Source organism: Modestobacter marinus (assembly GCF_019799945.1).
GTDB classification, from domain to species: domain Bacteria; phylum Actinomycetota; class Actinomycetes; order Mycobacteriales; family Geodermatophilaceae; genus Modestobacter; species Modestobacter marinus_B.
The window spans coordinates 18,109-43,133 of the sequence record NZ_JABGCH010000032.1; the positions used below are offsets into that span (position 1 = coordinate 18,109).

The 25,025-nt window shown below is 74.4% G+C and carries 21 protein-coding genes; 15 read left to right on the forward strand and 6 right to left on the reverse strand.

What is annotated here, in order from left to right:
• Positions 1 to 7: 7 nt before the first annotated feature.
• Both HK417_RS20495 and cofD read right to left on the reverse strand, forming a co-directional pair.
• Positions 8 to 1,111, reverse strand: a complete 1,104-nt coding sequence (locus HK417_RS20495; RefSeq protein WP_222270616.1) for a coenzyme F420-0:L-glutamate ligase — start codon at positions 1,109 to 1,111, stop codon at positions 8 to 10.
• Entirely contained in the window at positions 1,104 to 2,054 is a 951-nt protein-coding gene (gene cofD, locus HK417_RS20500) for a 2-phospho-L-lactate transferase (protein ID WP_222270619.1), read from the reverse strand. The genes HK417_RS20495 and cofD overlap by 8 nt, the downstream gene beginning before the upstream one ends.
• A 299-nt stretch (positions 2,055 to 2,353) precedes the next feature.
• Here cofD and HK417_RS20505 point away from each other — a divergent pair, with 299 nt between their 5' ends.
• Positions 2,354 to 2,698, forward strand: coding sequence for a WhiB family transcriptional regulator (locus tag HK417_RS20505; protein ID WP_261327448.1), 345 nt, complete (start codon positions 2,354 to 2,356; stop codon positions 2,696 to 2,698).
• 150 nt (positions 2,699 to 2,848) lie between these two features.
• Complete coding sequence (locus HK417_RS20510) at positions 2,849 to 3,712, forward strand: hypothetical protein (protein WP_222270622.1); 864 nt, start codon at positions 2,849 to 2,851, stop codon at positions 3,710 to 3,712.
• On the opposite strand, the gene HK417_RS20515 is transcribed toward HK417_RS20510, so the two are convergent.
• Both HK417_RS20515 and HK417_RS20520 read right to left on the reverse strand, forming a co-directional pair.
• Complete coding sequence (locus tag HK417_RS20515; RefSeq protein ID WP_222270624.1) at positions 3,687 to 5,180, reverse strand: hypothetical protein; 1,494 nt, start codon at positions 5,178 to 5,180, stop codon at positions 3,687 to 3,689. The genes HK417_RS20510 and HK417_RS20515 overlap by 26 nt on opposite strands.
• 229 nt (positions 5,181 to 5,409) lie before the next feature.
• Positions 5,410 to 5,874: a metallopeptidase family protein gene (locus HK417_RS20520; protein WP_222270626.1), complete on the reverse strand. Its 465-nt coding sequence runs from the start codon at positions 5,872 to 5,874 to the stop codon at positions 5,410 to 5,412.
• A 128-nt stretch (positions 5,875 to 6,002) separates the two neighbouring features.
• Between HK417_RS20520 and HK417_RS20525 the strand changes: the two genes are divergently transcribed.
• The 11 genes from HK417_RS20525 (at position 6,003) to hpf (ending at position 18,303) form a co-directional block, all read left to right on the forward strand.
• Positions 6,003 to 6,353, forward strand: a complete 351-nt coding sequence (locus HK417_RS20525; protein ID WP_308123731.1) for a DUF3499 domain-containing protein — start codon at positions 6,003 to 6,005, stop codon at positions 6,351 to 6,353.
• Positions 6,354 to 6,456: 103 nt separating this feature from the next.
• Positions 6,457 to 7,845, forward strand: a complete 1,389-nt coding sequence (locus HK417_RS20530; RefSeq protein WP_308123732.1) for a phosphomannomutase/phosphoglucomutase — start codon at positions 6,457 to 6,459, stop codon at positions 7,843 to 7,845.
• Positions 7,842 to 8,036, forward strand: coding sequence for a Trm112 family protein (locus tag HK417_RS20535; protein WP_261327449.1), 195 nt, complete (start codon positions 7,842 to 7,844; stop codon positions 8,034 to 8,036). The genes HK417_RS20530 and HK417_RS20535 overlap by 4 nt, the downstream gene beginning before the upstream one ends.
• Entirely contained in the window at positions 8,033 to 9,175 is a 1,143-nt protein-coding gene (locus HK417_RS20540) for an SIS domain-containing protein (RefSeq protein WP_222270633.1), read from the forward strand. Before HK417_RS20535 ends, HK417_RS20540 begins: the two co-directional genes overlap by 4 nt.
• 109 nt (positions 9,176 to 9,284) lie before the next feature.
• Complete coding sequence (gene manA, locus HK417_RS20545; protein WP_222270635.1) at positions 9,285 to 10,466, forward strand: mannose-6-phosphate isomerase, class I; 1,182 nt, start codon at positions 9,285 to 9,287, stop codon at positions 10,464 to 10,466.
• Between the two features lie 169 nt (positions 10,467 to 10,635).
• Positions 10,636 to 12,120, forward strand: a complete 1,485-nt coding sequence (gene ahcY, locus HK417_RS20550; RefSeq protein ID WP_222270644.1) for an adenosylhomocysteinase — start codon at positions 10,636 to 10,638, stop codon at positions 12,118 to 12,120.
• 190 nt (positions 12,121 to 12,310) lie between these two features.
• On the forward strand, positions 12,311 to 13,018 hold the full coding sequence (mtrA, locus tag HK417_RS20555) for an MtrAB system response regulator MtrA (RefSeq protein WP_222270646.1): 708 nt from the start codon (positions 12,311 to 12,313) through the stop codon (positions 13,016 to 13,018).
• Positions 13,019 to 13,118: 100 nt separating this feature from the next.
• The gene (mtrB, locus tag HK417_RS20560; RefSeq protein ID WP_222270656.1) at positions 13,119 to 14,852 is read left to right on the forward strand and encodes an MtrAB system histidine kinase MtrB; all 1,734 of its coding nucleotides are present in this window, start codon (positions 13,119 to 13,121) and stop codon (positions 14,850 to 14,852) included.
• Positions 14,849 to 16,576, forward strand: coding sequence for an LpqB family beta-propeller domain-containing protein (locus HK417_RS20565; RefSeq protein ID WP_222270666.1), 1,728 nt, complete (start codon positions 14,849 to 14,851; stop codon positions 16,574 to 16,576). Before mtrB ends, HK417_RS20565 begins: the two co-directional genes overlap by 4 nt.
• A 95-nt stretch (positions 16,577 to 16,671) precedes the next feature.
• On the forward strand, positions 16,672 to 17,448 hold the full coding sequence (locus HK417_RS20570) for a ComF family protein (protein ID WP_222270668.1): 777 nt from the start codon (positions 16,672 to 16,674) through the stop codon (positions 17,446 to 17,448).
• 93 nt (positions 17,449 to 17,541) lie between these two features.
• The gene (gene hpf, locus HK417_RS20575) at positions 17,542 to 18,303 is read left to right on the forward strand and encodes a ribosome hibernation-promoting factor, HPF/YfiA family (protein ID WP_222270670.1); all 762 of its coding nucleotides are present in this window, start codon (positions 17,542 to 17,544) and stop codon (positions 18,301 to 18,303) included.
• A 112-nt stretch (positions 18,304 to 18,415) separates the two neighbouring features.
• Here the strand turns inward: hpf and HK417_RS20580 are convergent, their stop codons facing one another.
• Positions 18,416 to 18,967: a GNAT family N-acetyltransferase gene (locus HK417_RS20580; RefSeq protein WP_222270672.1), complete on the reverse strand. Its 552-nt coding sequence runs from the start codon at positions 18,965 to 18,967 to the stop codon at positions 18,416 to 18,418.
• Positions 18,968 to 18,977: 10 nt separating this feature from the next.
• Positions 18,978 to 19,373, reverse strand: a complete 396-nt coding sequence (locus HK417_RS20585) for a PPOX class F420-dependent oxidoreductase (RefSeq protein WP_222270682.1) — start codon at positions 19,371 to 19,373, stop codon at positions 18,978 to 18,980.
• A gap of 89 nt (positions 19,374 to 19,462) precedes the next feature.
• Here HK417_RS20585 and secA point away from each other — a divergent pair, with 89 nt between their 5' ends.
• Together secA and HK417_RS20595 are read left to right on the forward strand one after the other, a co-directional pair.
• Positions 19,463 to 22,519: a preprotein translocase subunit SecA gene (gene secA, locus HK417_RS20590; protein ID WP_222270693.1), complete on the forward strand. Its 3,057-nt coding sequence runs from the start codon at positions 19,463 to 19,465 to the stop codon at positions 22,517 to 22,519.
• Positions 22,520 to 22,735: 216 nt separating this feature from the next.
• Positions 22,736 to 24,634, forward strand: a complete 1,899-nt coding sequence (locus HK417_RS20595) for a BCCT family transporter (RefSeq protein WP_222270695.1) — start codon at positions 22,736 to 22,738, stop codon at positions 24,632 to 24,634.
• Positions 24,635 to 25,025: the final 391 nt, after the last annotated feature.

The window sequence follows — 25,025 nt, forward strand, 5'->3', positions numbered from 1 at the left end:
TCCGACGCTAACGAGTCGCCGGGAACGGCCCCGCGCCGCCTCCGGCCTCACCGGGATCGCCGATCCACACCCGGCCGGCCAGCGAGCTGCCGCCGAGCGTGCTCGCCGGCTCCCACCGGGTCGCCCACCCCTCGGCCCGCAGCTGGACCAGCGCCGCGGCGACCACCGCCCCGAGGGCGAGCGCGGTGGTGGGGGTGATCGGGTCGGCGAGGTGCACGTCGACGACGGGGGAGTCGTCGTCCTCGCTGCCGTAGCGGAAGACCACCGGGAACTCCGGGAGCGCGGCCACCGCGACCCGGAACGCCTCGGCGACCGCGGCCGGCCCGCCGGGGCGGGGGGCGAGCACGGCCGGGACGGTCCGCCCGCCCACCACGTCGCGGCTGCCGAGCGGGAAGAGGTCGCCGGCGCCGAGGCGTACGAGCGGCCGGGCGCCGAGGTCGGGGTCCGGGACGGCCGGGGCCAGGCCGCGGACGACGGCCACCGGGACGCCGGCGAGCTTGCCCTTGACCAGGTCCGCCGCGGCGGCGATCTCGTCGACCACCGCGACCTGGGTGGTCTCCAGCACGTTGCCGTGCGCGTCCACCGCGCCCCGGTGGTCGACCAGGGCGGGGAGCCCGGCCGCGCCGATCGCCACGTCGGCCACGCCGTCGCGCCACGGGCGGCCGAAGGTGTCGCTCACCACCACCGCCACCGTCACGCCGAGCAGCTCCCGGAGGCGCTCGCGGAGCCGCCGGGCCGAGGCGTCGGCGTCGGCCGGCAGCAGGACCAGGGCGTCGGACGCCACGTTGGAGGCGTCGATGCCGGCGGCGGCCACGACCCAGCCGTGCCGGGTCTCCACGATGCGCAGCGGCCCGCGCCGGGCCACGACGCGCACCGTCTCGGCGTCGACGGCCCGCAGCCGGGCGGTCTCCCGGTCGGCGCCCGGCTCGACGGCGACGAGGTTGCCCTCGGTCTTGGCCACCACCTTGGACGTGACGACGACGACGTCGTCGTCGGCCAGCCAGGGGGCGGCGCCGGCGATGGCGGCCGCCAGGTCGTCCCCGGGCACGAACTCGGGCAGCCCCGGCACCGGGTGCACCGAGATCCCCTGCGGAGGCTCGGGCCTAGACACGGGCGGCGTCCAGGGCCGCGCGGGCCAGCGCGGTGGTGGCCGCCGGGTCGGTCATGAGCAGGGGAACCGACCGCACCTCGACTCCGGGGACGTCGGCCGCGTCGCCGGTGTGCACCAGCCACGCGTCGAGCAGCCCGTCGGCGGACCGGGCGCCGTAGTGCCGGCCGACGCCCTCCGCGCTGACCTCGACCCCGACGGCGGGCAGGCAGCGGTCGGCCATGCCGCGCACCGCGGCTCCGCCGACGATGGGGGAGACGCCGACCACCCGGCTGCCGGCGGCCCGCACCGCGTCGCGGATGCCGGGCACGCCCAGCACCGTGCCGATGGACACCACGGGGTTGGAGGGGGCCAGCAGCACCGCGTCGGCGGCGGCCAGCGCCTCCAGGACGCCGGGGGCGGGGCGGGCGTCGTCGACGCCGACCTGGACGAAGCGGTGGGCGTCCAGCGCCGCGCGGTGACGGACCCACCACTCCTGGAAGTGGATCGCCCGGGTCCGGCCGGTCTCCGGGTCGGTCACGACGACGTGCGTCTCCACCCGCTGGTCGCTCATCGGGAGCAGCCGGACGCCGGGCTGCCACCGGTCGGCGAGGGCCGCGGTCACCTCGGACAGCGGGTAGCCGGCGTCGAGCATCCGGGTCCGGACCAGATGGGTCGCCAGGTCCCGGTCGCCGAGCCCGAACCAGGTCGGCTCTGCGCCGTAGGCGGCCAGTTCCGTCCGGACGGTCCAGGTCTCGTCCCGGCGACCCCAGCCGCGGTCCTCGTCGATCCCGTCACCGAGCGTGTACATCACGGAGTCCAGGTCGGGACAGATCCGCAGCCCGTGCAGGGTCACGTCGTCCCCGGTGTTGATCACCGCGGTGATGTCCGCGCCGGGTGCGGCGGCGGTCACTCCACGGAGGAACCGGGCGCCGCCGACGCCTCCGGCCAGGACGACAATGTGCACGCGCCCATCCTGCCCGTCGTCACTTGTGCACGGAGAGCCCCGGGCACCCGTTGATGACCTTGATGAAAGCGCTCCGCAGCGTGGGCAGAAGGTGTCGGACGCACCGGCGTGTCGGGGGCTGCTGTGACCACTGCCGAACAACTTGTGAGTGGTGGGACGGGTGGTGCGGGGCGTTACAGCACCCCAACTTGACCTCGACTCAACGACACGCGTGTAATTCCGACGTTGTCATCAGGCGACGGAGCTCCGGAACCGCCGGGGGACGAACGCTGGGAACGAGCCGGAGAGGACGCATCGTGATGACCGAGGTGTCGTGGTTGAGCGAGTACAAGTCGGCCGCCGCGGGGGCCGCGCCCCCCGGGCCGGCCCGGGACGTCCTAGGCCTGCCGGGTGGGTTCGACGCGGCCCTGCCGGGCCTGGACGACGAGCAGGGGTGGCAGGACCGCGCGCTGTGCGCCGAGACCGACCCCGAGGCGTTCTTCCCGGAGAAGGGCGGCTCCACCCGCGAGGCGAAGAAGATCTGCACCGGCTGCGAGGTGCGCGCCGAGTGCCTGGAGTTCGCGCTGGCCAACGACGAGCGCTTCGGCATCTGGGGCGGGCTCTCCGAGCGGGAGCGTCGCCGGCTGCGCCGCCGCGCCTTCTGAGCTCCTCCGCAGGACCCAGCCGGCGCGCGGGCTGAGCAGCTGCCGCACCGCCCCGGCCGACCGACGACCCACCAGGTCCCCGCGCCGTTCCTCTCCCGGAGCGGAGACCAGCCCCCCGTCCCCGGGCGCACGTGTGGTCGACTGGGGCACGTGTCCATCCGGATCGCCGACGGACGCGCTCGCGTGGTCCGGGAGATCCGGGCCGCCGCGCCCCTGATGTCCCGTCTCGCCGTTCCCCTCACCTCCCGCGGTCCGTGGCTGACCGCCGCGCTGAACGCGCAGCCCGCCCGGGTCCGCGCGCGGGCGGTGGTGGTCGAGCCGCACCTGCAGGGCCGCCCCGACGGGCTCGCCCTGCTGGCCCTCCGCCGGCGCGGGCCGGCCACCGCGGTGACCCTGCTCGGCACCGGGCCCGGCCCGCTGCCCGAGGGCCGGCCGCAGTGCCGGCTGTACGCGCCGGACCCCGAGACCGCCGGCCGGCTCGCCGACGGCGTGCTCGACCTGCTGGCCGGCCTCCGCGGTCCGTGGACGCTCCGGCTGGCCGGTCTCCCCCTGGGCGACCCGACGCTCGGTCGCCTGGCCGCGGGCCTGCCGGACGCCACCACCGCGACCACCCGCAGCCGTCGCCTGGTCGACGAGCTGGACGCCGTCGGCGAGGTCTACCGCAGCACCGACCCCGCGGCCCTCGAGCGGGTCCTCCCGGCGCTGCTCTGCCGGGTCCCCGCCGACCAGCGCTCCTTCGTCCGCGCCGCGGCCCGGCTGCACGCGGCGATCGGCTGGCTGGAGGTCGCCGTCGTGCGCCGCGGCGACGACGTCGCCGCCCTCCTGCTCACCCTGCTGGACCGCGGTCCGGACGGGACCGACCGCTGGCCCTGGTGGGGCTGGAGCGACGGCGGCGGGCTGCGCCGCAAGCTGGGCTCGCCCTGGGCGTCGTTGACCGCCTCCGGCGGTCTGGTGTCGCTGACCCGGCGGGGTGTCCACCGGGCCGGGGTCAGCCGGGGAACTGCAGCAGGTTGACCCCGCGACCGGTGGCGGTCGGCGCGCTGTCCAGGCCGAGGCGGACGACGCCGGTGGCCGGCGCCTGCCCGTTCCGCTCCGCCCCCTCGGCGCTGACCGCCGCGGTCAGCCGGTAGGCCCGCCCGGTGTAGGCCGGCGCCGTCCCGTTGGGGCGGGTGTAGGTGGGGAAGAGGCCGACGAGCTCGATCCGGCCGGCCTCCCGGGTGACCTGCAGGTGGGGGGTGGCCAGGTCGGCGTACTCGGTGATCGAGCGCGCGCACCCGGCGGTGAGCGGGTCGGCGGGGGGTTCGTCGGTCAGGCAGTTGAACGTGGGGAACCGGACGTGGGCCAGGGCCTGCTCCCCGTCGGTGGACAGGCTGACCGCGGGATAGGTGACCGTGAGCCCCACGGCCCGCTGCTCGAGCAGCACGCCGTCGAAGACCACGCTGGCCGCCACGCCGTCCTCCCCCAGGGGCACCGAGGCGAAGGCCAGGTCGCCGGCGGCGGTCCCGGTCGCGGTCGGCGGCGCGGCCGTCGTCGCCACCGGCGCGTCCGGCTCCGGGGTGGCGGAGCCGGACGGCGTGAAGGGTGCGGCTGCCGGCGCGGGGGCGGCGGACCTGTCGCGGCCGACCGCGACCGCCAGCGCGACCGTGCTGAGCACGAGGGAGGTCACGACCGCGGCGCCGACGGCCCGGCGGCCGAGCAGCCCGGAGGTGGGCCGGTGGCCGTTCGCCGACTCCGGCGGCCGCGGCGCGGGCACGGTGGCGGGGACCAGGACGGGGGGCGCCGGCGCGGCCGCGGGTGGGGACCCCGGCGGGTTCTCCAGGAAACCGGGCAGGTCGTCGTGCAGGAACGCGCCACCGGCTCCCGGCTCGACCGCCGCGGGCTCCTGCGTAGGCGTGGGCGGGGGAGGGGCGCCCGGCCCGCGTCGGCCCGTCGCCCGCGCGACGACCGCCGCCGCCAGCCCGCTGACCAGGGCGAGCAGCAGCCCGCCGATGGTCCAGGGCACCCGGTCGGGGTGGGTGTCGGCCCGGCCGGCCGACGCCTCGGCGCCCGGGTCGACATCGACCAGCTCCTCGTCCGCGCCGGTCTCCACCAGGGCGCTGACGACGGCGTTCGCCGCGGCGGCCGCCGCGTCGGCGTCGGGCAGCGTCACCCGCACGGTGATCGTCGCGCCGGCCGGGCTCCGTTCCACCTCCGTGCCCTCCGCCAGCCGGCCCACGGGGACGGCGGCGAGCGCCGGCTCGCGTTCCTGCGCCGCGCGCAGCGTGTCCGTGGCCCCGGCCAGGGTGGTGTACCGGTCCGCGAGCAGCAGGGCGGCGTCCGCGCCGTCCGCCGAGCGGGGGGTGACGGTGAGGCTGGCGGCGGCCGTGGCGCCGCCGGGTCGCAGTGCCCAGGCCAGGGCCACGACCGCGAGGACGAGCGCCGCGACCGCAGCCCCCACGACCCACGGCCGGCGTGCCCCCAGGCTGTCGATCGGTGCGCTCATCTCGCCACCCAATATGTCAGTGGCGCCGGAACGGCCCCCTCGCCCCCGGGGTCAGGTGGGGTGGGACGGCCCGGCCGCCGGGTCCTACCGCGGTCCGCGCTGCGAGTGAGCAGTTGTGACCGCCACGTACGGCGTGCCGGCGCGTGTCGCTGACCGCACCTGCGCATTCAGCACCCGCGAGCGGAGTGAGCAGGACGGGGGTCCTTCTCGGGGAGGAGCAGGTCCTTCCTCAGGTGGGGTCGATCTCCTCCGGGTCCCGCCCGAGCAGCACCGCCACCTGGTCGACGACGACGTCGCGGACGAGGTCGGCGAGGTCCTCGCGGTCGGCGGCCCGGATCTCCAGGGGACGCCGGTAGACCACGATCCGCGCCGGGTGGTCCTGGCCGTCCTCGCGGTGCGCGGGCAGGACGCGGGCGAGGGGCACGCTGCCGTCGTCCAGGACGTCGGAGTCCAGCACCACCTCGTCGGGACTGCTGTGATCCACCCACGGCACGTCCTCGACCGCGAACTCCACGCCGGCCAGCTCGCGCTCCCAGCGGCGCTCCAGGTCCTCGACCGCGTCGAGCACCAGGTCGTCGAACTGCTCGGCGCGGCTGCGGGACAGCGGCAGGGTCGGGGGCACCAGGCGCCCACGGAGACCTCGGCCGTGGCGGTCGCGCCGGCTGCGCCGGGCGCGGGGAGGAGGACGGTCCATCGCGCAGGCAGCCTACGTCTCCCCGGCTCCCGCGGCGGACCGCCGGGCGCGTCCGGCGGGCCCGTTCGGTGCGCCTCCTCCCGGAGAGGCGCATTGGCCGTTAGTGTGCCCGGCGTGAGGAACCGGTGGTGAGGCAGTCACGTCGCTGCTCGCGCAGCGGCTGCGCGCAACCGGCTGCGGCGACCCTGACCTACGTGTACGCGGAGTCCACGGCCGTCGTCGGCCCGTTGGCGACCTACTCGGAGCCGCACAGCTACGACCTGTGCGAGTTCCACGCCCAGCGGCTGACCGTGCCGCGGGGGTGGGAGGTCGTGCGTCACGAGATCGACGCCGAGGACACCGGGCCGACCGGTGACGACCTGCTGGCGCTGGCCGACGCGGTCCGCGAGGCCGCGCGTCCCGAGCCCCCGCGCGACCCCGCCGACGACGGCCGGGGCACGCGCCGCGGGCACCTGCGGGTGCTCCCCGACCTCACCTGACCCGGACGAGCGGCACGGACCGGCTCGGCGCGCTGCGCTCCGGTCCCCGCCACTAGGGTCGCGTGCGTGCCGGTCCCGGCGCGGCGAGCGCGAGTGTGAGGGTGTGCAGTTGTCCGACCTGACGTCGATCATCAAGGCCTACGACGTCCGTGGGCTGGTCCCCGAGCAGTGGGACGAGTCCGTGGCCCGGGCCATCGGGGCGGCGTTCGCCGAGTTCGTGCACGGCGAGACCGGCGCGACCGCGGTCGTGACCGCGCACGACATGCGGGACTCCTCGATCCCGCTCTCCCGGGCCTTCGCCGAGGGGGTGCTCGCCTGCGGCCTGGACGTCGTCGAGGCCGGGCTGGGCTCCACGGACATGCTCTACTTCGCCGCCGGCTCCCTGGAGCTGCCCGGCGCGATGTTCACCGCCAGCCACAACCCGGCCCAGTACAACGGCATCAAGCTGTGCCGCGCCGGCGCCGCCCCCATCGGCCAGGACTCCGGGCTGGTGGAGATCCGCACGTGGGCCGAGCAGGAGATCGACGAGCCCGGCAGTGCCTTCTCCCGGCAGCCCGAGCGGGTGGGCACGGTCACCAGCCGCGACCTGGTCGCCGAGTACGCCGCCTACCTCAAGCAGCTGGTCGACCTGTCCGGCATCCGCCCGCTGAAGGTCGTCGTCGACGCGGGCAACGGCATGGGCGGCTTCACCGTCCCGGTCGTGCTCTCCGGGCTGCCGCTGGAGATCGTGCCGATGTACTTCGAGCTCGACGGCTCCTTCCCCAACCACGAGGCCAACCCGCTGGACCCGGCGAACCTGGTCGACCTGCAGGCCGGCGTGCGCGAGCACGCGGCGGACATCGGCCTGGCCTTCGACGGGGACGCCGACCGGTGCTTCATCATCGATGAGCGCGGCGAGCCGGTCAGCCCGTCGGCGATCACCGGGCTCGTCGCCGTCCGCGAGCTCGCCAAGGGCCACGGGACGACGATCATCCACAACCTGATCACCTCGCAGGCGGTCCCGGAGATCGTGCGGGAGCACGGCGGGCAGCCGGTGCGCACCCGGGTGGGGCACTCCTTCATCAAGGCGGAGATGGCCCGGACCGACGCGGTGTTCGGCGGTGAGCACTCGGCCCACTACTACTTCCGCGACTTCTGGCGCGCCGACACCGGCATGCTCGCGGCCATGCACGTGCTCGCGGCGCTGGGGGAGCAGTCCCGCCCGCTCTCGGACCTGACCGCCGCCTACGAGCGGTACGTCGCCTCCGGGGAGATCAACTCCACCGTCACCGACCAGGCCGGGCGGGTCGAGGCGGTCCGCAAGACCTACGGCGAGCGGGAGGGCGTGACCTTCGACGAGCTCGACGGGCTGACCGTGACCCTGCCGGACGGCGCCTGGTTCAACCTCCGGGCCAGCAACACCGAGCCGCTGCTCCGGCTCAACGTGGAGGCGCCGGACGCGGCCCGCATGCAGGAGCTGCGCGACGAGGTGCTGGAGCTGGTGCGGGCATGAGCGGCGACGAGACGCTGGGCATCGACCCGAAGCTGCTGGAGATCCTCGCCTGCCCGGACACCCACCACTCGCCGCTGACCGTCGACGTCGAGGCCGGTGAGCTGGTCTGCCCCACCTGCTCGCGGGCCTTCCCGGTGCGCGACGGGATCCCGGTGCTGCTGCTGGACGAGGCGCGCCGGCGGCCGACGTGACGTCCCCGGAGCTCGCCGAGCAGGTCCTCAACGACCTGGACCTGCTGCGGCAGCGGGACCCGCAGGAGCTGCTGCCCGCGGTTGCCGGCGCCGGGGCCCAGGTCCGGGAGACCGCGCGGCTGACCCAGGAGGCCGACCTCCAGCGGGCGACGGCCGGTGGCCGCCCGCGCGGGCTGGTCATCGTCGCCCGCCGGGAAGGGGCGGTCGCCGCCGAGGTGCTGCGCGCGTTGCTGGGGTCCTCCAGCCCGGTCACCGTGGACGTCGTCCCGGGTCCGGCGCTGCCGGTCTGGCTGGGGCCGACGGACATCGCCGTAGTGGCCACGCGCACCGGCGCCGGCCGGTACGCGGTCACCCCCGCCTACGAGGCCGCCCGCCGCGGGGTCGCGCTGGTCGGCGTCGGCGCCGAGGACGCGCCGCTGCGGACGGTGTGCGCGAGCGCCCGCGCGCCCTACGTCGCGCTGCCGAGCTCCCGGGTGCGGCACACGACCCTGTGGTCGCTGCTCACGCCGATGCTGCTGCTGGCCACCGACCTCGGCCTGCTCGCCGAGGGCGTCGCGGACACCGAGCTGATCGCGGCGGCACTGGACGAGGTGGCCAGCCAGTGCGGGCCGGCCCGGGAGTCGTTCGTGAACCCGGCCAAGACGCTGGCGCTGGAGCTGCTGGACGCGCTGCCGGTCATCGCCGCGGAGGGGCCGCTCGCCGGTGCCGCCGCCGGCCGGGTCGCCGACCAGCTGGCCACCCTGGCCGGCCTGCCGGTGGCCGGCTTCCGGCTGCCCGACCAGCGCGTCGCCGCCCGCACCGTGCTCGCCGGCCCGCTGGCCGCCCCGGACGGTGGGGACGACTTCTTCCGCGACCGGGTGGACGACGGCGGCCGGCGACTGCGGCTGCTGACCATCCGGGACGCCGACGGCGGCGGCCCCGACGGCGGCGAGCGCGAGCCGCGGTCGGCCGAGGAGGCCATGCAGGAGCTGCTGCGGATCGCCGCGGCGCACAACGTCCCGGTCAGCAGCCTGGCCGAGCAGACGGAGGCCACGCAGGAGCCCCGCCTGGTCCGGCTCGCGCGGCAGCTGGCCGTCGCCGACTTCAGCGCCGTCTACCTGGCGCTGGCCCTGGACCACGAGCGGGCGCTGCGCCCGTGAGCGCCGCCACTGCCCCTGCCGGGTGACCCGGCGGCGTCCGGAGACCTCGGACAGGTCCCGCGTGACCTATCAAGGACGGGTGACCGCCACCCCGCTAGCCTCGTCCGTGATGTGGCAGCTCGACAGTCCCGTGCGGCACTACCCGTGGGGTAGTCGCACGGTGATCCCCGACCTGCTCGGCCTGCCCTCCCCGGCGGAGGTGCCGTACGCCGAGCTGTGGATGGGGGCCCACCCGGATGCCCCCTCCCGGCTCGCCGACGGCACCGGTCTGGACGTGGCGATCGCCGCCGACCCCGACCTCCTGCTGGGGCCGGTCGTGCACCAGCGGTTCGGCGCCCGGCTGCCCTTCCTGATGAAGGTGCTGGCCGCAGACAAGCCGCTGTCACTGCAGGCGCACCCGACCAGGGCGCAGGCCGAGGCGGGTTTCGCCGCCGAGGAAGCAGCCGGCATCCCGCGGGACGACCCGACGCGCACCTTCAAGGACACGTGCCACAAGCCGGAGATCCTGGTCGCGATCACGCCCGTCGAGGCGCTGTGCGGGTTCCGGCCGGTCGAGGAGTCCCTGCACTGCCTGGCCAAGCTGCAGCTGCCGGAGCTGAAGCCGACGATCGCCGCGCTCGCCCGCGGTGGCCTGCGGGCCGCGATCCCGCAGCTGCTGGCGCTGTCGGCCCGGCGCCGGGACTCACTGGTGACCGCGGTGGCGCACCGGGCCGCGGAGTTCGTGGCCGCGCACGACCCCGAGTTCATCAACACCTACCGGTGGGCGGCCGCCCTGGCCGAGTCCTACCCCGGTGACCCCGGCGTCGTCATCTCCCTCATGTGCAACCACCTGAAGCTGGCCCCGGGCGAGGCCGTGTTCCTGCCCGCGGGCAACCTGCACGCCTACCTCAGCGGCGCCGGCGTGGAGGTCATGGCCAGCTCCGACAACGTGCTGCGCGGCGGCCTGACCACCAAGCACGTCGACCTTGCCGCGCTGATCGAGGTGCTGGACTTCAGCGACGGCAAGGTTCCCGTGCTGCACCCGGTGCTCGGCCCCGGCGGGTTGCGCTACCGGGTGCCGGTCGAGGACTTCGAGCTCACCCGCTGCGACGTCGGCCAGGACCCCGGGGTGCTGACGACGTCCGGACCGCAGGTCGTGCTCTGTGCCGCGGGCACCGCGGTGCTGGCCGGCCCGGACGGGGAGCTGGTCCTGGAGAAGGGCAGTTCGGCGTTCGTGCCCGCCGGGTCGCCGGTGAGCGCGCGCGGCCCGGCACTGCTCTACCGCGCAACCACAGGACGACTGGTCCGCTGACCCGGCGGCCCCAGCGGGACCGCGCGCCCACGGCCGAGGCCGCTCGTCCGGTAGCGGCGTTATCCTTGCTTCGGCACGAGCCCCGCCGAAGCCTCGGCATGCTCGCTCTCTTCGATACATCCCGACTGAGAGCGCTCGCCCCTGAGGCTGGGCGCGGACGTGGAGCGACATGACTGCCAGCACCGGCACCCGTGTACTGACCGACGGCGACTTCAAGGTCGCCGACCTCTCCCTCGCCGGCTTCGGTCGCAAGGAGATCACCCTCGCCGAGCACGAGATGCCCGGCCTGATGGCGCTGCGCGCGGAGTACGGCGACGCGCAGCCGCTGGCGGGCGCCCGCATCGCCGGCTCCCTGCACATGACCATCCAGACCGCCGTCCTCATCGAGACGCTGGTCGCGCTCGGCGCCGACGTGCGCTGGGTGAGCTGCAACATCTTCTCCACCCAGGACCACGCCGCCGCGGCGATCGTCGTCGGCGACGGCACCGCCGAGCAGCCCACCGGCGTCCCGGTCTTCGCCTGGAAGGGCGAGACGCTGCAGGAGTACTGGTGGTGCACCCAGCGGCTGTTCGAGTTCCGCGACGAGGCCGGTGAGGTCGTCGGCCCGAACATGGTGCTCGACGACGGCGGCGACGCGACCCTGCTGGTGCACCTGGGCACCCGCTTCGAGGCCGACGGCGTCGTCCCCGACACCACCGACGCCGACTCCGAGGAGTACGGCGTCATCCTCGACGTGCTGCGCGGCACCCTGGCCACCGACGGGCAGTACTGGACCCGGATCGGCCAGGCCATCAAGGGCGTCACCGAGGAGACGACCACCGGCGTCCTGCGGCTCTACGAGCTCGCCCGCGAGGGCAGGCTGCTGTTCCCGGCGATCAACGTCAACGACTCGGTCACCAAGAGCAAGTTCGACAACCTCTACGGCTGCCGGCACTCGCTCATCGACGGCCTCAACCGGGCCACCGACGTGATGATCGGCGGCAAGGTGGCCGTGGTCTGCGGCTACGGCGACGTCGGCAAGGGCTGCGCGGAGTCGCTGCGCGGCCAGGGCGCCCGGGTGATCGTCACCGAGATCGACCCGATCAACGCGCTGCAGGCCGCGATGCACGGCTACGAGGTGACCACCCTCGACGAGGTCATCGGCAAGGCCGACATCATCATCACCGCGACCGGCAACAAGGACATCATCACCGCCGAGCAGCTCGGGATGACCAAGCACCAGGCGATCGTGGGCAACATCGGCCACTTCGACAACGAGATCGACATGGCCGGCCTGGCCCGCACCCCGGGGATCACGAGGACCACCATCAAGCCGCAGGTCGACGAGTGGCGGTTCGCCGACGGCCACACGATCATCGTGCTCTCCGAGGGCCGGCTGCTGAACCTGGGCAACGCCACCGGGCACCCCAGCTTCGTGATGAGCGCGTCGTTCTCCAACCAGACGCTGGCCCAGATCGAGCTGTGGTCCAACCGGGCCGCCTACGAGGGGCAGACCCCCGGCGTCACCGTGCTGCCGAAGAAGCTCGACGAGCACGTCGCCCGGCTCCACCTCGACGCCCTCGGCGTCAAGCTGACCGAGCTGACCAAGGTGCAGGCCGACTACCTCGGCGTCTCCGTCGAGGGTCCGTACAAGAGCGACCACTACCGCTACTGAAAGGACCCGCCTGCCCCCCACCCTTCGCAAGCTCAGGGCGGGGCCCTGCAGGCGGGCCGTTCGAGCACGTCACCAGGCTCGCGGTGGTGCCCTGCAGCGGGGCCGCTCCAGCACGCCGCGACGCCCCTCTCGGGGGAGTTCTCCGGGCGGGGCGGGCGTGGTGGTGGCGGGCGTCGCGCACAATGGCGCCGTGCCACCTTCCGCACCCACCACGGGGCCCAGCCGAGGCCGTGTCCTGGTCGTCGACGACGACGCCGCACTCGCCGAGATGCTCGGCATCGTGCTGCGGCGTGAGGGCTACGAACCAGCCTTCGTGTCCGACGGTGCCCGCGCGCTGGCCACCTTCCAGCAGCTGCGGCCCGACCTGGTCCTGCTGGACCTGATGCTGCCCGGCCGCAACGGCATCCAGATCTGCCAGGACATCCGGACGCAGTCGACGGTCCCGGTCATCATGCTGACCGCCAAGGGCGACACGATCGACGTCGTCCAGGGGCTGGAGGCCGGCGCCGACGACTACGTCACCAAGCCGTTCAAGCCCGTCGAGCTGGTCGCCCGCGTGCGGGCCCAGCTCCGCCGCGGGGAGAACGGCCAGGCCGAGACGCTGGCGATCGGCGACGTCCAGATCGACGTCCCGGCCCACCAGGTCTTGCGGGACGGCATGTCGATCGCGCTGACCCCGCTGGAGTTCGACCTGCTCGTGGCGCTCGCCCGCAAGCCGCGCCAGGTGTTCACCCGGGAGCTGCTGCTCGAGCAGGTGTGGGGCTACCGGCACGCAGCCGACACCCGGCTGGTGAACGTGCACGTGCAGCGGCTGCGCGCGAAGGTCGAGCGCGACCCGGAGAAGCCCGAGGTCGTGCTGACCGTGCGCGGGGTGGGTTACAAGGCGGGCCCACCGTGAGCGGACAGGCCCGTGAGCATCGCAGCGAGGAACGAGCGAGGAGCGGAGCGGGCCGCGGGAGCGAGCAGATGGGCACCGTGAGGTGGAGCTGCTCCCGCCCGTGAGCACCGTCAGCACGTCGTCCGGGAGCCCCGCGACCGGCGCACCGGTCCCCCCGGTCGCCGCGCCGCAGCCCTCAGCCGAGCCCGGGCCGGGCCGCCGGCCGCGGACCACCCGGCTGCGGCGCCGCCTGCGCCGGGCCCGGCGCCGCGCCCTGGTGACCAGCGTCCGGCTCGGCCGCCGGGCGCTGCACCTGTGGCGCTCCTCCCTGCAGCTGCGGGTCGGGGCGATCACGATGCTCGTCGCCGGCCTCCTGGTCGTCGTGGTCAGCCTGGTGCTGTTCCGGCAGATCAGCGACCAGCTGCTCGGCGCCAAGCGCCAGGCCGCCGTCGACCAGGCGCTGCGCGGTGTGCAGTACGCGCAGTCGGAGGTCAGCGGCATCGCCACCGGTGACGCGGCGAGCATCCGAACCACGCTGACCCGCACCGTCGCCGGGCTGCAGTCCCGCGGCGGCTCCGCCGGGGACTTCGACGTCGTGATGGTCTACCGGTCCGGGGACGACGAGCGCTCCGCGGTGAGCCGCTCGGAGGTCTATCCCGCGCTGCCCGGCGACCTGCACGCGGAGGTCGCCGACGGCGCGCAGGCCTACCGGTACGCGCTGGTCCCCGACGCGGCGGGCGAGGAGGTCCCCACCCTGCTCGTCGGTGCCCCCGTGCCCACCGACGCGCGCAGCGGGGAGAGCGTGCAGGTGTACTTCGCGTTCCCGCTGGACCAGGAGCAGGAGAGCCTGGAGGGGATCCGGAGCACCGTCGTCGTCACCTGCGCCGTCCTGACGCTCTTCGTCGCCGGGATCGGCGTGCTGGTGACCCGGCTCGTGGTCGACCCGGTGCGCCGGGCCGCCGGCGGCGCCCAGCGGCTCGCCGAGGGGCACCTGGAGGAGCGCCTCGTCGTGCGCGGCGAGGACGACCTGGCCCGGCTGGCGTCCAGCTTCAACGCGATGGCCGACAGCCTGCAGAAGCAGATCACCCAGCTGGAGGCCCTCTCCCAGCTGCAGCAGCGGTTCACCTCCGACGTCTCGCACGAGCTCCGCACACCGCTGACGACGGTGCAGATGGCCGCCGACGTGCTGCACGAGGCCCGCGCGGACTTCGACCCGGCGGTGGCCCGGTCCGCGGAACTGCTGTGCGAGGAGCTGGACCGCTTCGAGGTGCTGCTGTCGGACCTGCTGGAGATCAGCCGCTACGACGCCGGCGCCGCCGTGCTGGACGCCGAGCCGCAGGAGCTGCGCGGCCTGGTGGACCGGGTGGTCGGCGGGATGACCGCGCTGGCCGCCCGGCACGCTTGCGAGCTCGTCGTCAGCGCGCCGGGTGCCCCGGTGGTCGCCGAGGTCGACGGACGGCGGGTGGAGCGGGTGCTGCGCAACCTGGTCGGCAACGCCATCGAGCACGGGACCGGCCAGCCCGTCGAGATCACCCTCGCCGCCAACCGCACCGCCGCGGCGATCACGGTCCGCGACCACGGCGTGGGCCTGAGCACCGCCGACGCGCAGCACGTCTTCGACCGGTTCTGGCGGGCCGACCCCTCGCGGGTGCGCACCGTGGGCGGCAGCGGGCTGGGCCTGTCGATCAGCCTGGAGGACGCCCGGCTGCACGGCGGCTGGCTGCAGGTGTGGGGCATGCCGGGCGCGGGCGCGCAGTTCCGGCTCACCCTGCCGCTGGAGGGCGGCGCGGACCTCATCAGCTCGCCCCTGCCGCTGCGGCCGGTGAACCTCCGCCTGCCGGGGAGCGAGTCGTGACCGCCCGCCGCGGGCTGCCCGCGCTGGCGCTGCTGCTCGCCCTGGTCAGCGGCTGCAGCACCGTCCCGAGCAGCTCGGCGACGGTGCAGATCACCCAGGTCGCCGAGCTCCCGGGGGACGACGTCGGCATCGAGCCGCTCGGCCCGGAGCAGGGCGCCACGCCGGAGGAGGTGGTCCGCGGGTTCATCGACGCCAGCTCCAGCACCGCCCGCAACCACCCGGTCGCCCGCCAGTACCTGGACGGCGAGGACGCCGCCTCCTGGTCCGACAGCGACGGGGTCACGATCATCAGCTCGGACTTCGCGCCGGTGCAGACCCGGTCCGGGACCGTCGAGGTGACTGCGGCGCTGGTCGGCACGGTCGACGAGCGCGGCGTCTTCACCGTCGCCGACGGGCAGGTCTACACGCACACGTTCACGCTGTCCCACGAGTCGGGGGAGTGGCGGATCACCGACCCGCCGGACGGGCTGCTGCTGCTCGAGCCCGACTTCGCCCGCACCTACGACCAGCTCGACGCCTACTTCCTCGATCCGACCGGGAGCCGCGTCGTCCCCGACCCCCGCTACCTGGTCTCCGGCCCGGCCCAGCCGAACGCGCTCGTTGAGCGGCTGATCAGCGGACCCTCGGCGGCGCTGGCCGCCGGTGTGGTGAACCCGCTGTCCGGCGCCCGGCTGCGCAGCACGGTGCGCGTCGCCGGGCAGAACGTGACCATTGACCTCTCCTTCCCGGCGGACGTCACCGACGCCACCGCGCAGGCCGCCGCCGGACAGCTGGTCTGGTCGATGCAGCAGCTGTCCCTGCGCCGGGTGACGGTGCTGCGCGACGGTCAGCCGCTGGGCGTCGCCGGCACCCCGCTGGAGCAGAGCACCGACGACTGGGTCTCGCTGGACCCGGACTACGCGCCGGTGGACGCCGTGGGCCACTACGTGCTGGACGGCGCGCTGCGGCGGGCCGCCGACGCCAGCCCGGCCCCCGGCCCCGCCGGCAGCGGGGTGTACGGGCTGGTCTCGGCCGGCGTCTCGGTCGACCCGCGCACCAGCGGGCTGGGGCTCATGGCCGGGGTGTCGACCACCGTCTCGCCGTCCGGGGCGCCGGCGACGCTGTTCGCCGGCCCCTACGGCGGGGACCTGGCCCCGGTGCTGGCCGGCCGCAGCTTCACCACGCCGACCACCGCCGGCACCCGGGCGGAGGTGTGGACGGTGCGCGACGGCAGCGAGGTGGTGCGGCTGCCCGCGGGCGGCACCCCGCAGACCGTCAACGTCACCACGCTGGCCGGCCTCGGCCGGGCCACGGTCTTCCAGCTCAGCCCAGACGGTGTGCGCGCCGCCCTGGTCATCGAGGGCCCGAACGGCGGCCGGCTGTTCGTGGGCACGGTGGCCCGGGACGAGGACGCGGTCACCGTGCGGGACCTGCGCTCGGTCGCGCCCAGCGTCGAGCAGGTCGTGGACGTCGCCTGGCGCAACTCGGGCCTCCTCATGGTGCTCGCCGGTGACCCGAGCGAGGAGCGCACCGTGCCGTACACGGTGGACGTCGACGGCTGGGACCTCACCCCGGTGATCACCTCGGGCCTGCCGGGCCAGCCGACCGCGGTCGCCGCGGCACCGGGCCGGCAGCCGCTGGTCACCGCGGGGCGCACGCTGTGGGAGCTGGGCGGCGGTACCTGGGTGACGCTGGTCCGCGGCGCCGAGCCGGTGGCGGGGGAGGAGCCCTTCTACCCGCTCTGAGCCGGGTCGGGGCGGTGTCGTCCCCAGCCGGGCCGCGGGTCCCCAGCTCGCGGCAACGGTCCGTCGGGGCGGGGTCCGGCGGGCACGCTCGGTCGGTGGACAGGGCGCGCGCGTACCCGGCGGCGCTGCTGGGCGACGGTGGACGGGCGCTGGCCGACCTGGTGCTGCCGCGCACCTGCGGGGGCTGCGCGCTGCCCGGGGCGGTGCTGTGCCCGCGCTGCCGGTCGTGGCTGGCGCACCCGCGCGTGGCCCAGCCGCGCCGGCACCCGCCCGGGTTCCCGCCCACGGTCGCCGCCGGTCCGTACGCCGGGCCGGTGCGGCCGGCGGTCCTCGCGTTCAAGGAGCACGGCCGCGCCGAGCTCGCCGGCCCGCTCGGGACTGCGCTGGCCCTCGCGGTCGCCGCGGTGCTGACCGCGCTCCCGCCGGACGGCGGTGGGCCCGTGCTGCTGGTCCCGGTGCCCAGCTCGGCAGCGGCGGTGCGGCAGCGGGGACGCGACCACGCCCGCGAGCTGGCCGGGCGGGCGGCGGCGGAGCTGCGCGCCGCGGGGGTGCCCGCCCGGCCCGCGCCCCTGCTGCGGCGGGCCGCCGGGACCCGGGACTCCGCCGGGCTGACCGCGCACGAGCGCTCGGCCAACCTGGCCGGCCGGTTCACCCCGCGGCGCTGCGCGCGGTGCCCGCCCGGCGCGCGCCTGGTGCTGGTCGACGACGTGGTGACCAGCGGGGCGACGCTGGTCGAGGCGGCCCGGGCGCTGCGTGCCCTGAGCGGCCCGGGAGCGCCACCGGTGCTGGCCGCGGTGGTGGCCGCCACCCCGCGGCGGGGTCGGACGCCGGTTCCCGACCCCGGGGGAGCGACCTTCACGGTCCGCCGGTGAGAGCGCTCGCATCGCCGTGGAGATCGACTGTCGGGACGCCCGGAAGGCGTCTAGCGTCGGTTCGATCACAGCCCCGCTCAACCGGGAGGTCCCATGGAGATCGTGGTCCGTGGTCGCAACGTCGAGGTGCCCGAGCACTTCCGCCAGCACGTGGAGGACAAGGTCGGGCAGCTCGAACGCTTCGACGGCAAGTTGATCCGCATCGACGTGGAGTTGCTGCACGAGAAGAACCCCCGCCAGTCGGCCATGTGCCAGCGCGTGGAGATCACGCTCCGCGGCAAGGGCCCGGTCGCGCGCGCGGAGGCGAGTGCCCCGGACTTCTACGCGGCCCTGGAACTCGCGGCCGACAAGGTCGAGAACCGCATGCGCCGCGCCAACGACCGCCGGCACGTCCACCACGGCCGGCGCACCCCACCGAGCGTCCGGCTGGAGGGTGCCGCCACCGGGCTCCCCACCACCGAGCTCCCCGCCGAGCCCCCGGCGGACGCGAGCGCCCCACCAGCCGACCTCGACGCGACCCTCACCGGCGACGCGCCACTGGTCACCGATCTCGACGAGCACCTGCCCGGGCAGATCGTCCGCGAGAAGGTGCACCCCGCCACCCCGATGCACGTCGACCAGGCGCTGTACGAGATGGAGCTCGTCGGGCACGACTTCTTCCTGTTCCTGTGCGCCGACACCGGGCGGCCCTCGGTGGTCTACCGCCGGCACGCCTTCGACTACGGCCTGATCCGTCTCGACGTCCAACTGCCCGTGGAACCGACCGTGGTCGCGCAGGACACCGTCATCACCGACCAATCCAGCGGGGACACCGTCGGAGCCGCTGCCGAGCCGCGGCAGCCCGCCACCGTCTGAAGAAGGACCTCCCTGCCCCCCACCACTCGCAAGCTCGCGGCGGGCCCCTGCAGGGAGGCCGACGGCGGGTCGGCTCCCGACTGGGAGCCGACCCGCAGTCGAAGGTCCTTCTTCAGTCGGTGGGCAGCCGGGAGAACAGTGCGGCGTCGCCCCGGCTGCCGTCCCGGTACGCCAGTCCGGACCGCAGCACGCCCTCCTGCGTGAACCCAGCCCGCCGCGCCACCGCGAGCGACGCACCGTTGCGCACGTCGGCGACCAGGTGCACCCGCGGCGCGCCCAGGCCGAGCGCCCACTCGGCCAGCGCGTGCGCCGCCTCGGCGGCGTACCCGTGCCCACGTCCCCACGGGGCGATCCAGTAGCCGATGGCCGGACCGAGCACGCCCGCGGTGAACTCCACGCCGCTGGAGCCGACCAGCTCGCCGCCGGCCTCGACCGCGACCGGCATGCCCCGGCCCTCGGCCCGCTCCCGCGGCGCCAGCTCGCACACCCACTCCCGGGCCACCGCCCGGGTGTAGGGCGAGGGGATGACGGTGTTCCAGTACTGGATGTCCGGGTCCTGGCAGGCGCGCAGGACCAGCTCCTCGTCGTCCGGACGGTAGGGCCGGAGCACCAGCCGCTGCGTGCGCACCACCTCGGTGGTCAGGTCGATCGCGCTGAGGTCCACCCCGGCATGCTCATACGTTGCCGAGGACCCTGTCGACGGAGATCTCGAGGACGACGCGGTGCGGGTTCGGCCGCGGCTGCCGGTAGCGCTGCGCGTACCGGGCCTCGGCGTCGGCGACCGAGGCGGCGTCGTCCCGGAGCACCGCCGTCCCCTCCAGCGTCGCCCACCGACGTCCGTCCACGGTGCACACCGCCACCCGCGACCGTCCGTCGCGGACGTGCCGGGCCTTCACCGAGGTGCCCGAGGTGATCACCCGGGCGGTGCCGGTGGCGGCGTCGAAGGTGACGCCGACGGGCACCACGTGCGGGGTGCCGTCGGCGCGCAGCGTGGTCAGCGTCGCCAGGTGCCGTTCGGTGAGGAGGGTCACGAGGCCGGGCCCGAAGGCGGGGGACGCGGGAGAGGACACGCCCGGGAACGGTACGGACCGCACCGGCCGGGGCGGGCACGTCCGCCGCGCCGTGACCGCATCCCGGCGCCGCCGCCTACGCTGGGGGCGTGGTGCTCTCCAGACTCCTGCGTGCCGGCGAGGGGAAGATCCTCCGCCGGCTGTCGAAGATCGCCGACGCGGTCGATGCCCTCGAGGTCGACATGGTCGACCTCACCGACGCCGAACTGCGCGCGAAGACCGACGAGTTCAAGGAGCGCTACGGCGAGGGCCAGTCCCTCGACGAGCTGCTGCCCGAGGCGTTCGCCGTGGTCCGCGAGGCATCGACGCGGACGGTGGGGCAGCGCCACTACCGCGTGCAGATCATGGGCGGCGCGGCGCTGCACCTGGACAACATCGCCGAGATGAAGACCGGTGAGGGCAAGACCCTCACCGGGGTGCTGCCGGCCTACCTGAACGCGCTGTCCGGGGACGGCGTCCACGTGATCACGACCAACGACTACCTGGCCCAGCGCGACGCCGAGTGGACCGGTCGCGTGCACCGGTTCCTGGGGCTGTCGGTCGGCACGATCGTCTCCGGTCAGCCGAACGACGTCCGCCGGCAGCAGTACGCCGCCGACATCACGTACGGCACGAACAACGAGTTCGGCTTCGACTACCTGCGCGACAACATGGCCTGGAGCAAGGCCGACCTGGTGCAGCGCGGGCACCCCTTCGCCATCGTCGACGAGGTCGACTCGATCCTCATCGACGAGGCGCGCACCCCGCTGATCATCAGCGGCCCGGCCGAGTCCAGCGCCCGGTGGTACTCAGAGTTCGCCCGGATCGCCCCGCTGATGAAGCGCGACCGGCACTACGAGGTCGAGGAGGGCAAGCGGACGGTCGCCATCACCGAGGAGGGCGTGGAGTTCGTCGAGGACCAGCTCGGCATCGACAACCTCTACGAGGCGGCCAACACCCCGCTGATCAGCTACCTGAACAACGCCCTCAAGGCCAAGGAGCTGTTCAAGCGCGACCAGCAGTACATCGTCAGCAACGGCGAGGTGCTCATCGTCGACGAGTTCACCGGCCGCGTGCTGGCCGGCCGCCGCTACAACGAGGGCATGCACCAGGCCATCGAGGCCAAGGAGAAGGTGCAGATCAAGGACGAGAACCAGACGCTCGCCACGATCACCCTGCAGAACTACTTCCGCCTGTACGCCAAGCTCTCCGGGATGACCGGCACGGCGCAGACCGAGGCCGCCGAGCTGCACCAGACCTACAAGCTGGGCGTCGTCCCGATCCCGACCAACCGCCCGATGGTCCGCGAGGACCGCGCCGACGTCATCTACAAGACGGAGGAGGCGAAGTTCACCGCGGTCGTGGAGGACATCGCCACGCGGCACGAGAACGGCCAGCCCGTCCTGGTGGGTACCGCGAGCGTCGAGAAGTCCGAGGTGCTGTCCAAGTTCCTGGTGCGCAAGGGCATCAGGCACGAGGTGCTCAACGCGAAGAACCACGCCCGTGAGGCCGCGATCATCGCGATGGCCGGGCGGCTGGGTGGGGTCACCGTGGCCACCAACATGGCCGGCCGCGGCACGGACATCCAGCTCGGCGGCAACGCCGAGTTCATCGCCGACGAGACCCTGCGCGCCCGCGGCCTGTCGCCGGTGGAGACGCCGGAGGAGTACGAGGCCGGCTGGGACGCGGCGCTGACCGCGGCCAAGGAGCAGGTCAAGGCCGAGCACGACGAGGTCACCGAGGCCGGCGGCCTGTACGTGCTGGGCACCGAGCGGCACGAGAGCCGGCGGATCGACAACCAGCTGCGCGGGCGGTCCGGCCGTCAGGGCGACCCGGGCGAGTCGCGGTTCTACCTGTCGCTCGGTGACGACCTGATGCGCCGGTTCAACGGCCCGATGCTCGAGTCGATGATGACGACGCTGCGCGTGCCCGACGACCAGCCGATCGAGTCGAAGATGGTCAGCCGCGCGATCCGCTCCGCGCAGACCCAGGTCGAGCAGCAGAACTTCGAGGTCCGCAAGGACGTCCTCAAGTACGACGAGGTCCTCAACCGGCAGCGCACCGTCATCTACGACGAGCGCCGCAAGGTGCTCGACGGCGAGGACCTGCACCTGCAGATCCGGACGATGGTGGACGACGTGGTCAGCGCCTACGTCGACGGCGCCACCGAGACCGGCTACGCCGAGGACTGGGACCTCGAGAAGCTGTGGACCGGGCTCAAGGCCCTGTACCCGGTGGGCCTGGACCTGCGGGACCTGCTCGACCGGGTCGCGGACGGTGACCAGTCCGCGCTCACCGCCGACGTGCTCAAGGCGGAGCTGCTCGCCGACGTGCACACCGCCTACGAGACCCGCGAGGAGACGCTGGGCGCGGAGGTCATGCGCGAGCTGGAGCGACGGGTGCTGCTGAGCGTCCTGGACCGCAAGTGGCGCGAGCACCTCTACGAGATGGACTACCTGCGGGCCGGCATCCACCTGCGCGCCATGGCCAACCGGGACCCGGTCGTGGAGTACCAGCGCGAGGGCTACGACATGTTCAAGGCCATGCTCGACGGCATCAAGGAGGAGTCCGTCGGGTTCCTGTTCAACCTCGAGGTCAAGACCAAGGAGCAGCAGGAAGCCGAGGCCCGCCAGAAGCAGGCGCAGGCCGAGGCCGAGGCGCTGGCCCGCGCCCAGGCGGGCACCGAGCGGGTGCTGGCCAGGCAGGCCGAGCAGCGGGCAGCGGCTCAGGCGGCGGCGGCTCAGGCGGCGGCGGCTCAGGCGGCGGACCGGGCGGCGGCGGAGAAGGCCGTGCTCGACGGCATGGTCCCGTCCGGCCCCGCGGTGACCCCGGACGGCAACGGCTCGGCGTCGGCCCCGTCCGGTACGGCCGCGGCGACGACGGGCTCCGCCCGGCGGACGGCGAGGCCGGCGGCGGCGACCGCCGCCCCCGAGGCGCCGGCGTCCTCGGGCACCGGCCCGGAGCTGGCGGTGAAGGGCCTTGATGCGCCGAAGCAGCAGCAGCTGAGCTACAGCGCCCCGAGCCTGGACGCCTCGGCCAAGGACGACGGCCGGGCGAAGGCGGCCAAGACCGCCACCGTCACCGGTACCAAGGCACCGGCCCGCAACGCACCCTGCCCCTGCGGCAGCGGCAAGAAGTACAAGTACTGCCACGGCGTCGCGAACTGAGCCGACAGCCCGATCGACCGACCGCGCCGGTGCCCGCATCAGCGGGCACCGGCGCGGTCGTGTCAGGAGCCGACCAGTCGTCACCGGGGCGGTACGCAGGGTGGCCACCGAGGTGGGCTGTGCGGAAAGTCACGTCGGCCCCTTGAACCCCCGTGCGTCGTCTGGTTCCCTCTTGCGAAGCGCGTCTCACATAGCGCAACTCGATAGGGGACTGTCATGGAGCCACCGCGTCGCGAGCAACCTCCGCCCAACCGTCCGCTGAGCAGCCGGCCGGAGGCGGAGACCCACCCGGCGATCGCCGAGCCGCCGCCGTGTGTCGCCGATCGGCACTGGGCGGTGGACCGCGTCCTGTTCGCCATCGCTGCGGCCATGGCGCTGGGCTTCGTGGCCTGGGGCTTCGCCAGCCCCACCGGCCTGGGCACCGCGAGCGGATCGGTCCTCAGCTGGGTCACCGGCAACCTGGGCTGGATGTTCGTCCTGCTGGCGTCGGGCTTCGTCGTGTACGTGATCTGGCTGGCGGCCGGCAAGTACGGGCGGATCCCGCTGGGACGGGACGACGAGCGGCCGGAGTTCCGCACCATCTCGTGGATCGCGATGATGTTCAGCGCCGGCATGGGCATCGGACTGATGTTCTTCGGGGTCGCCGAGCCGCTCTCGCACTACGTCTCACCGCCGCCGCTCACGACCGAGGCCGAGTCGTCGCAGGCCATCCAGACGGCGATGGCGACCACGCTGTTCCACTGGACGCTGCACCCGTGGGCGATGTACGCCGTCGTCGGGCTGGCCATCGCCTACGGCACCTTCCGGCGGGGCCGTCGTCAGCTGATCAGCTCGGCCTTCGTCCCGCTGCTCGGCGAGCGGCGGGCTGCCGGTCCGGCAGGCCGGGTCATCGACGTCCTGGCCATCTTCGCCACCCTCTTCGGGTCGGCGGCCTCCCTCGGCCTGGGCGCCCTGCAGATCGGGAGCGGGGTGGAGATCCTCGGCTGGGCCGGCGACGTCGGGAGCGGCGTCCTGGTCGGGATCATCGCGGTGCTGACCGCGGCTTTCGTCGCCTCGGCCGTCTCCGGCATCGCCCGCGGGATCCAGTGGCTGTCCAACATCAACATGGTCCTGGCGCTCACGCTGGCCGTGTTCGTCTTCGTCGTCGGCCCGACGGTCTTTATCCTCAACCTCCTCCCCGACGCCCTCGGCAGCTACTTCTCCGACCTCGGCGAGATGGCCGCGCGCACGGAGGCCACCGGCGGTGACCCGATGGCCGCCTGGCTGCGCGGCTGGACGGTCTTCTACTGGGCCTGGTGGATCAGCTGGACCCCGTTCGTCGGGCTGTTCATCGCCCGGATCAGCCGTGGCCGGACCATCCGGCAGTTCGTCACCGGCGTGCTCCTGGTGCCCAGCCTGGTCAGCCTGCTGTGGTTCGCCGTCTTCGGCGGAGCGGGCATCGCTGCGCAGCGCGACGGCGTCGACGTCGCGGGGCAGGGGACCACGGAGGGGCAGCTGTTCGCCGTCCTCCAGCAGTACCCCCTGGCTACCGTCGCGACCGTGGTCGTGATGCTGCTCGTCGGCATCTTCTTCGTGTCCGGTGCGGACGCGGCCTCGATCGTGATGGGCTCGCTCTCGCAGCGCGGCACCCTGGAGCCGAGCCGCTCGGTCGTCGTCTTCTGGGGCGTGGTGATGGGCTCCGTCGCAGCGATCATGCTGCTGCTGGGCGAGGACGGCGCGGCGCTGACCGGGCTGCAGAACCTGACGATCATCGCGGCGCTGCCGTTCGCCCTGGTGATGGCCGCGATGGCGGTGAGTCTGGTCAAGGACCTCCGCCGCGACCCGATCGTCCTGCGCGGCAACTACGCCGCGCTGGCGATCGAGAAGGCCGTCGTCGACGGCATCAGCCGCCATGGCGACGACTTCGTGATCGTCGTGGAGGAGACTCCCGGCCCCGCGGCGGACACCCGGGACGTGGTGGCGGGGACGACCACGGCGGGCGCGGAGCCGGATGACCGGAGATCGGTGAGCCCGGACGGCAACTTCGTGGCGTCGGCGGGAGCCCGGTCCCTCCCCGCCCAGAGCCAGTCGCCCGCGGCGGAGGCGATCGGCCGGCCGATGGACCCCCGTCCCTAGGAGCGCCCTGCTCCCTCGGAGCACACCGCCTCTCGGAGCACACCGCCCCTCGGCGCACCCGCCGCGCGGTGAGAGCCTCCCGGCACCGGGACTGCTGAGCAGTCGTCCCGGTGCCGGGAGGCTCCGTGCTGTCGCGGTGCGCGCGCACCGGGCCGCCGTCGATGAGTCGGCCGGCCCGGTCCACCTCAGCGGCCCGGTCCACCTCAGCTGCCCGCCGGGACCGTACGGGCGACGGCGCTGGGGCACGTGCGGGTCGGCGACCTGCTGCGGACCGTGGACCACCGGCGACGGGGCGGTCAGTCTGGGGTGGGGCCGGCCGGCGACGGGTCGGTCAGCCGGCAGCGGGCGCGAGCCTGTGCTGACGGGCCGCGCGGTGTCGGCACGCACGACG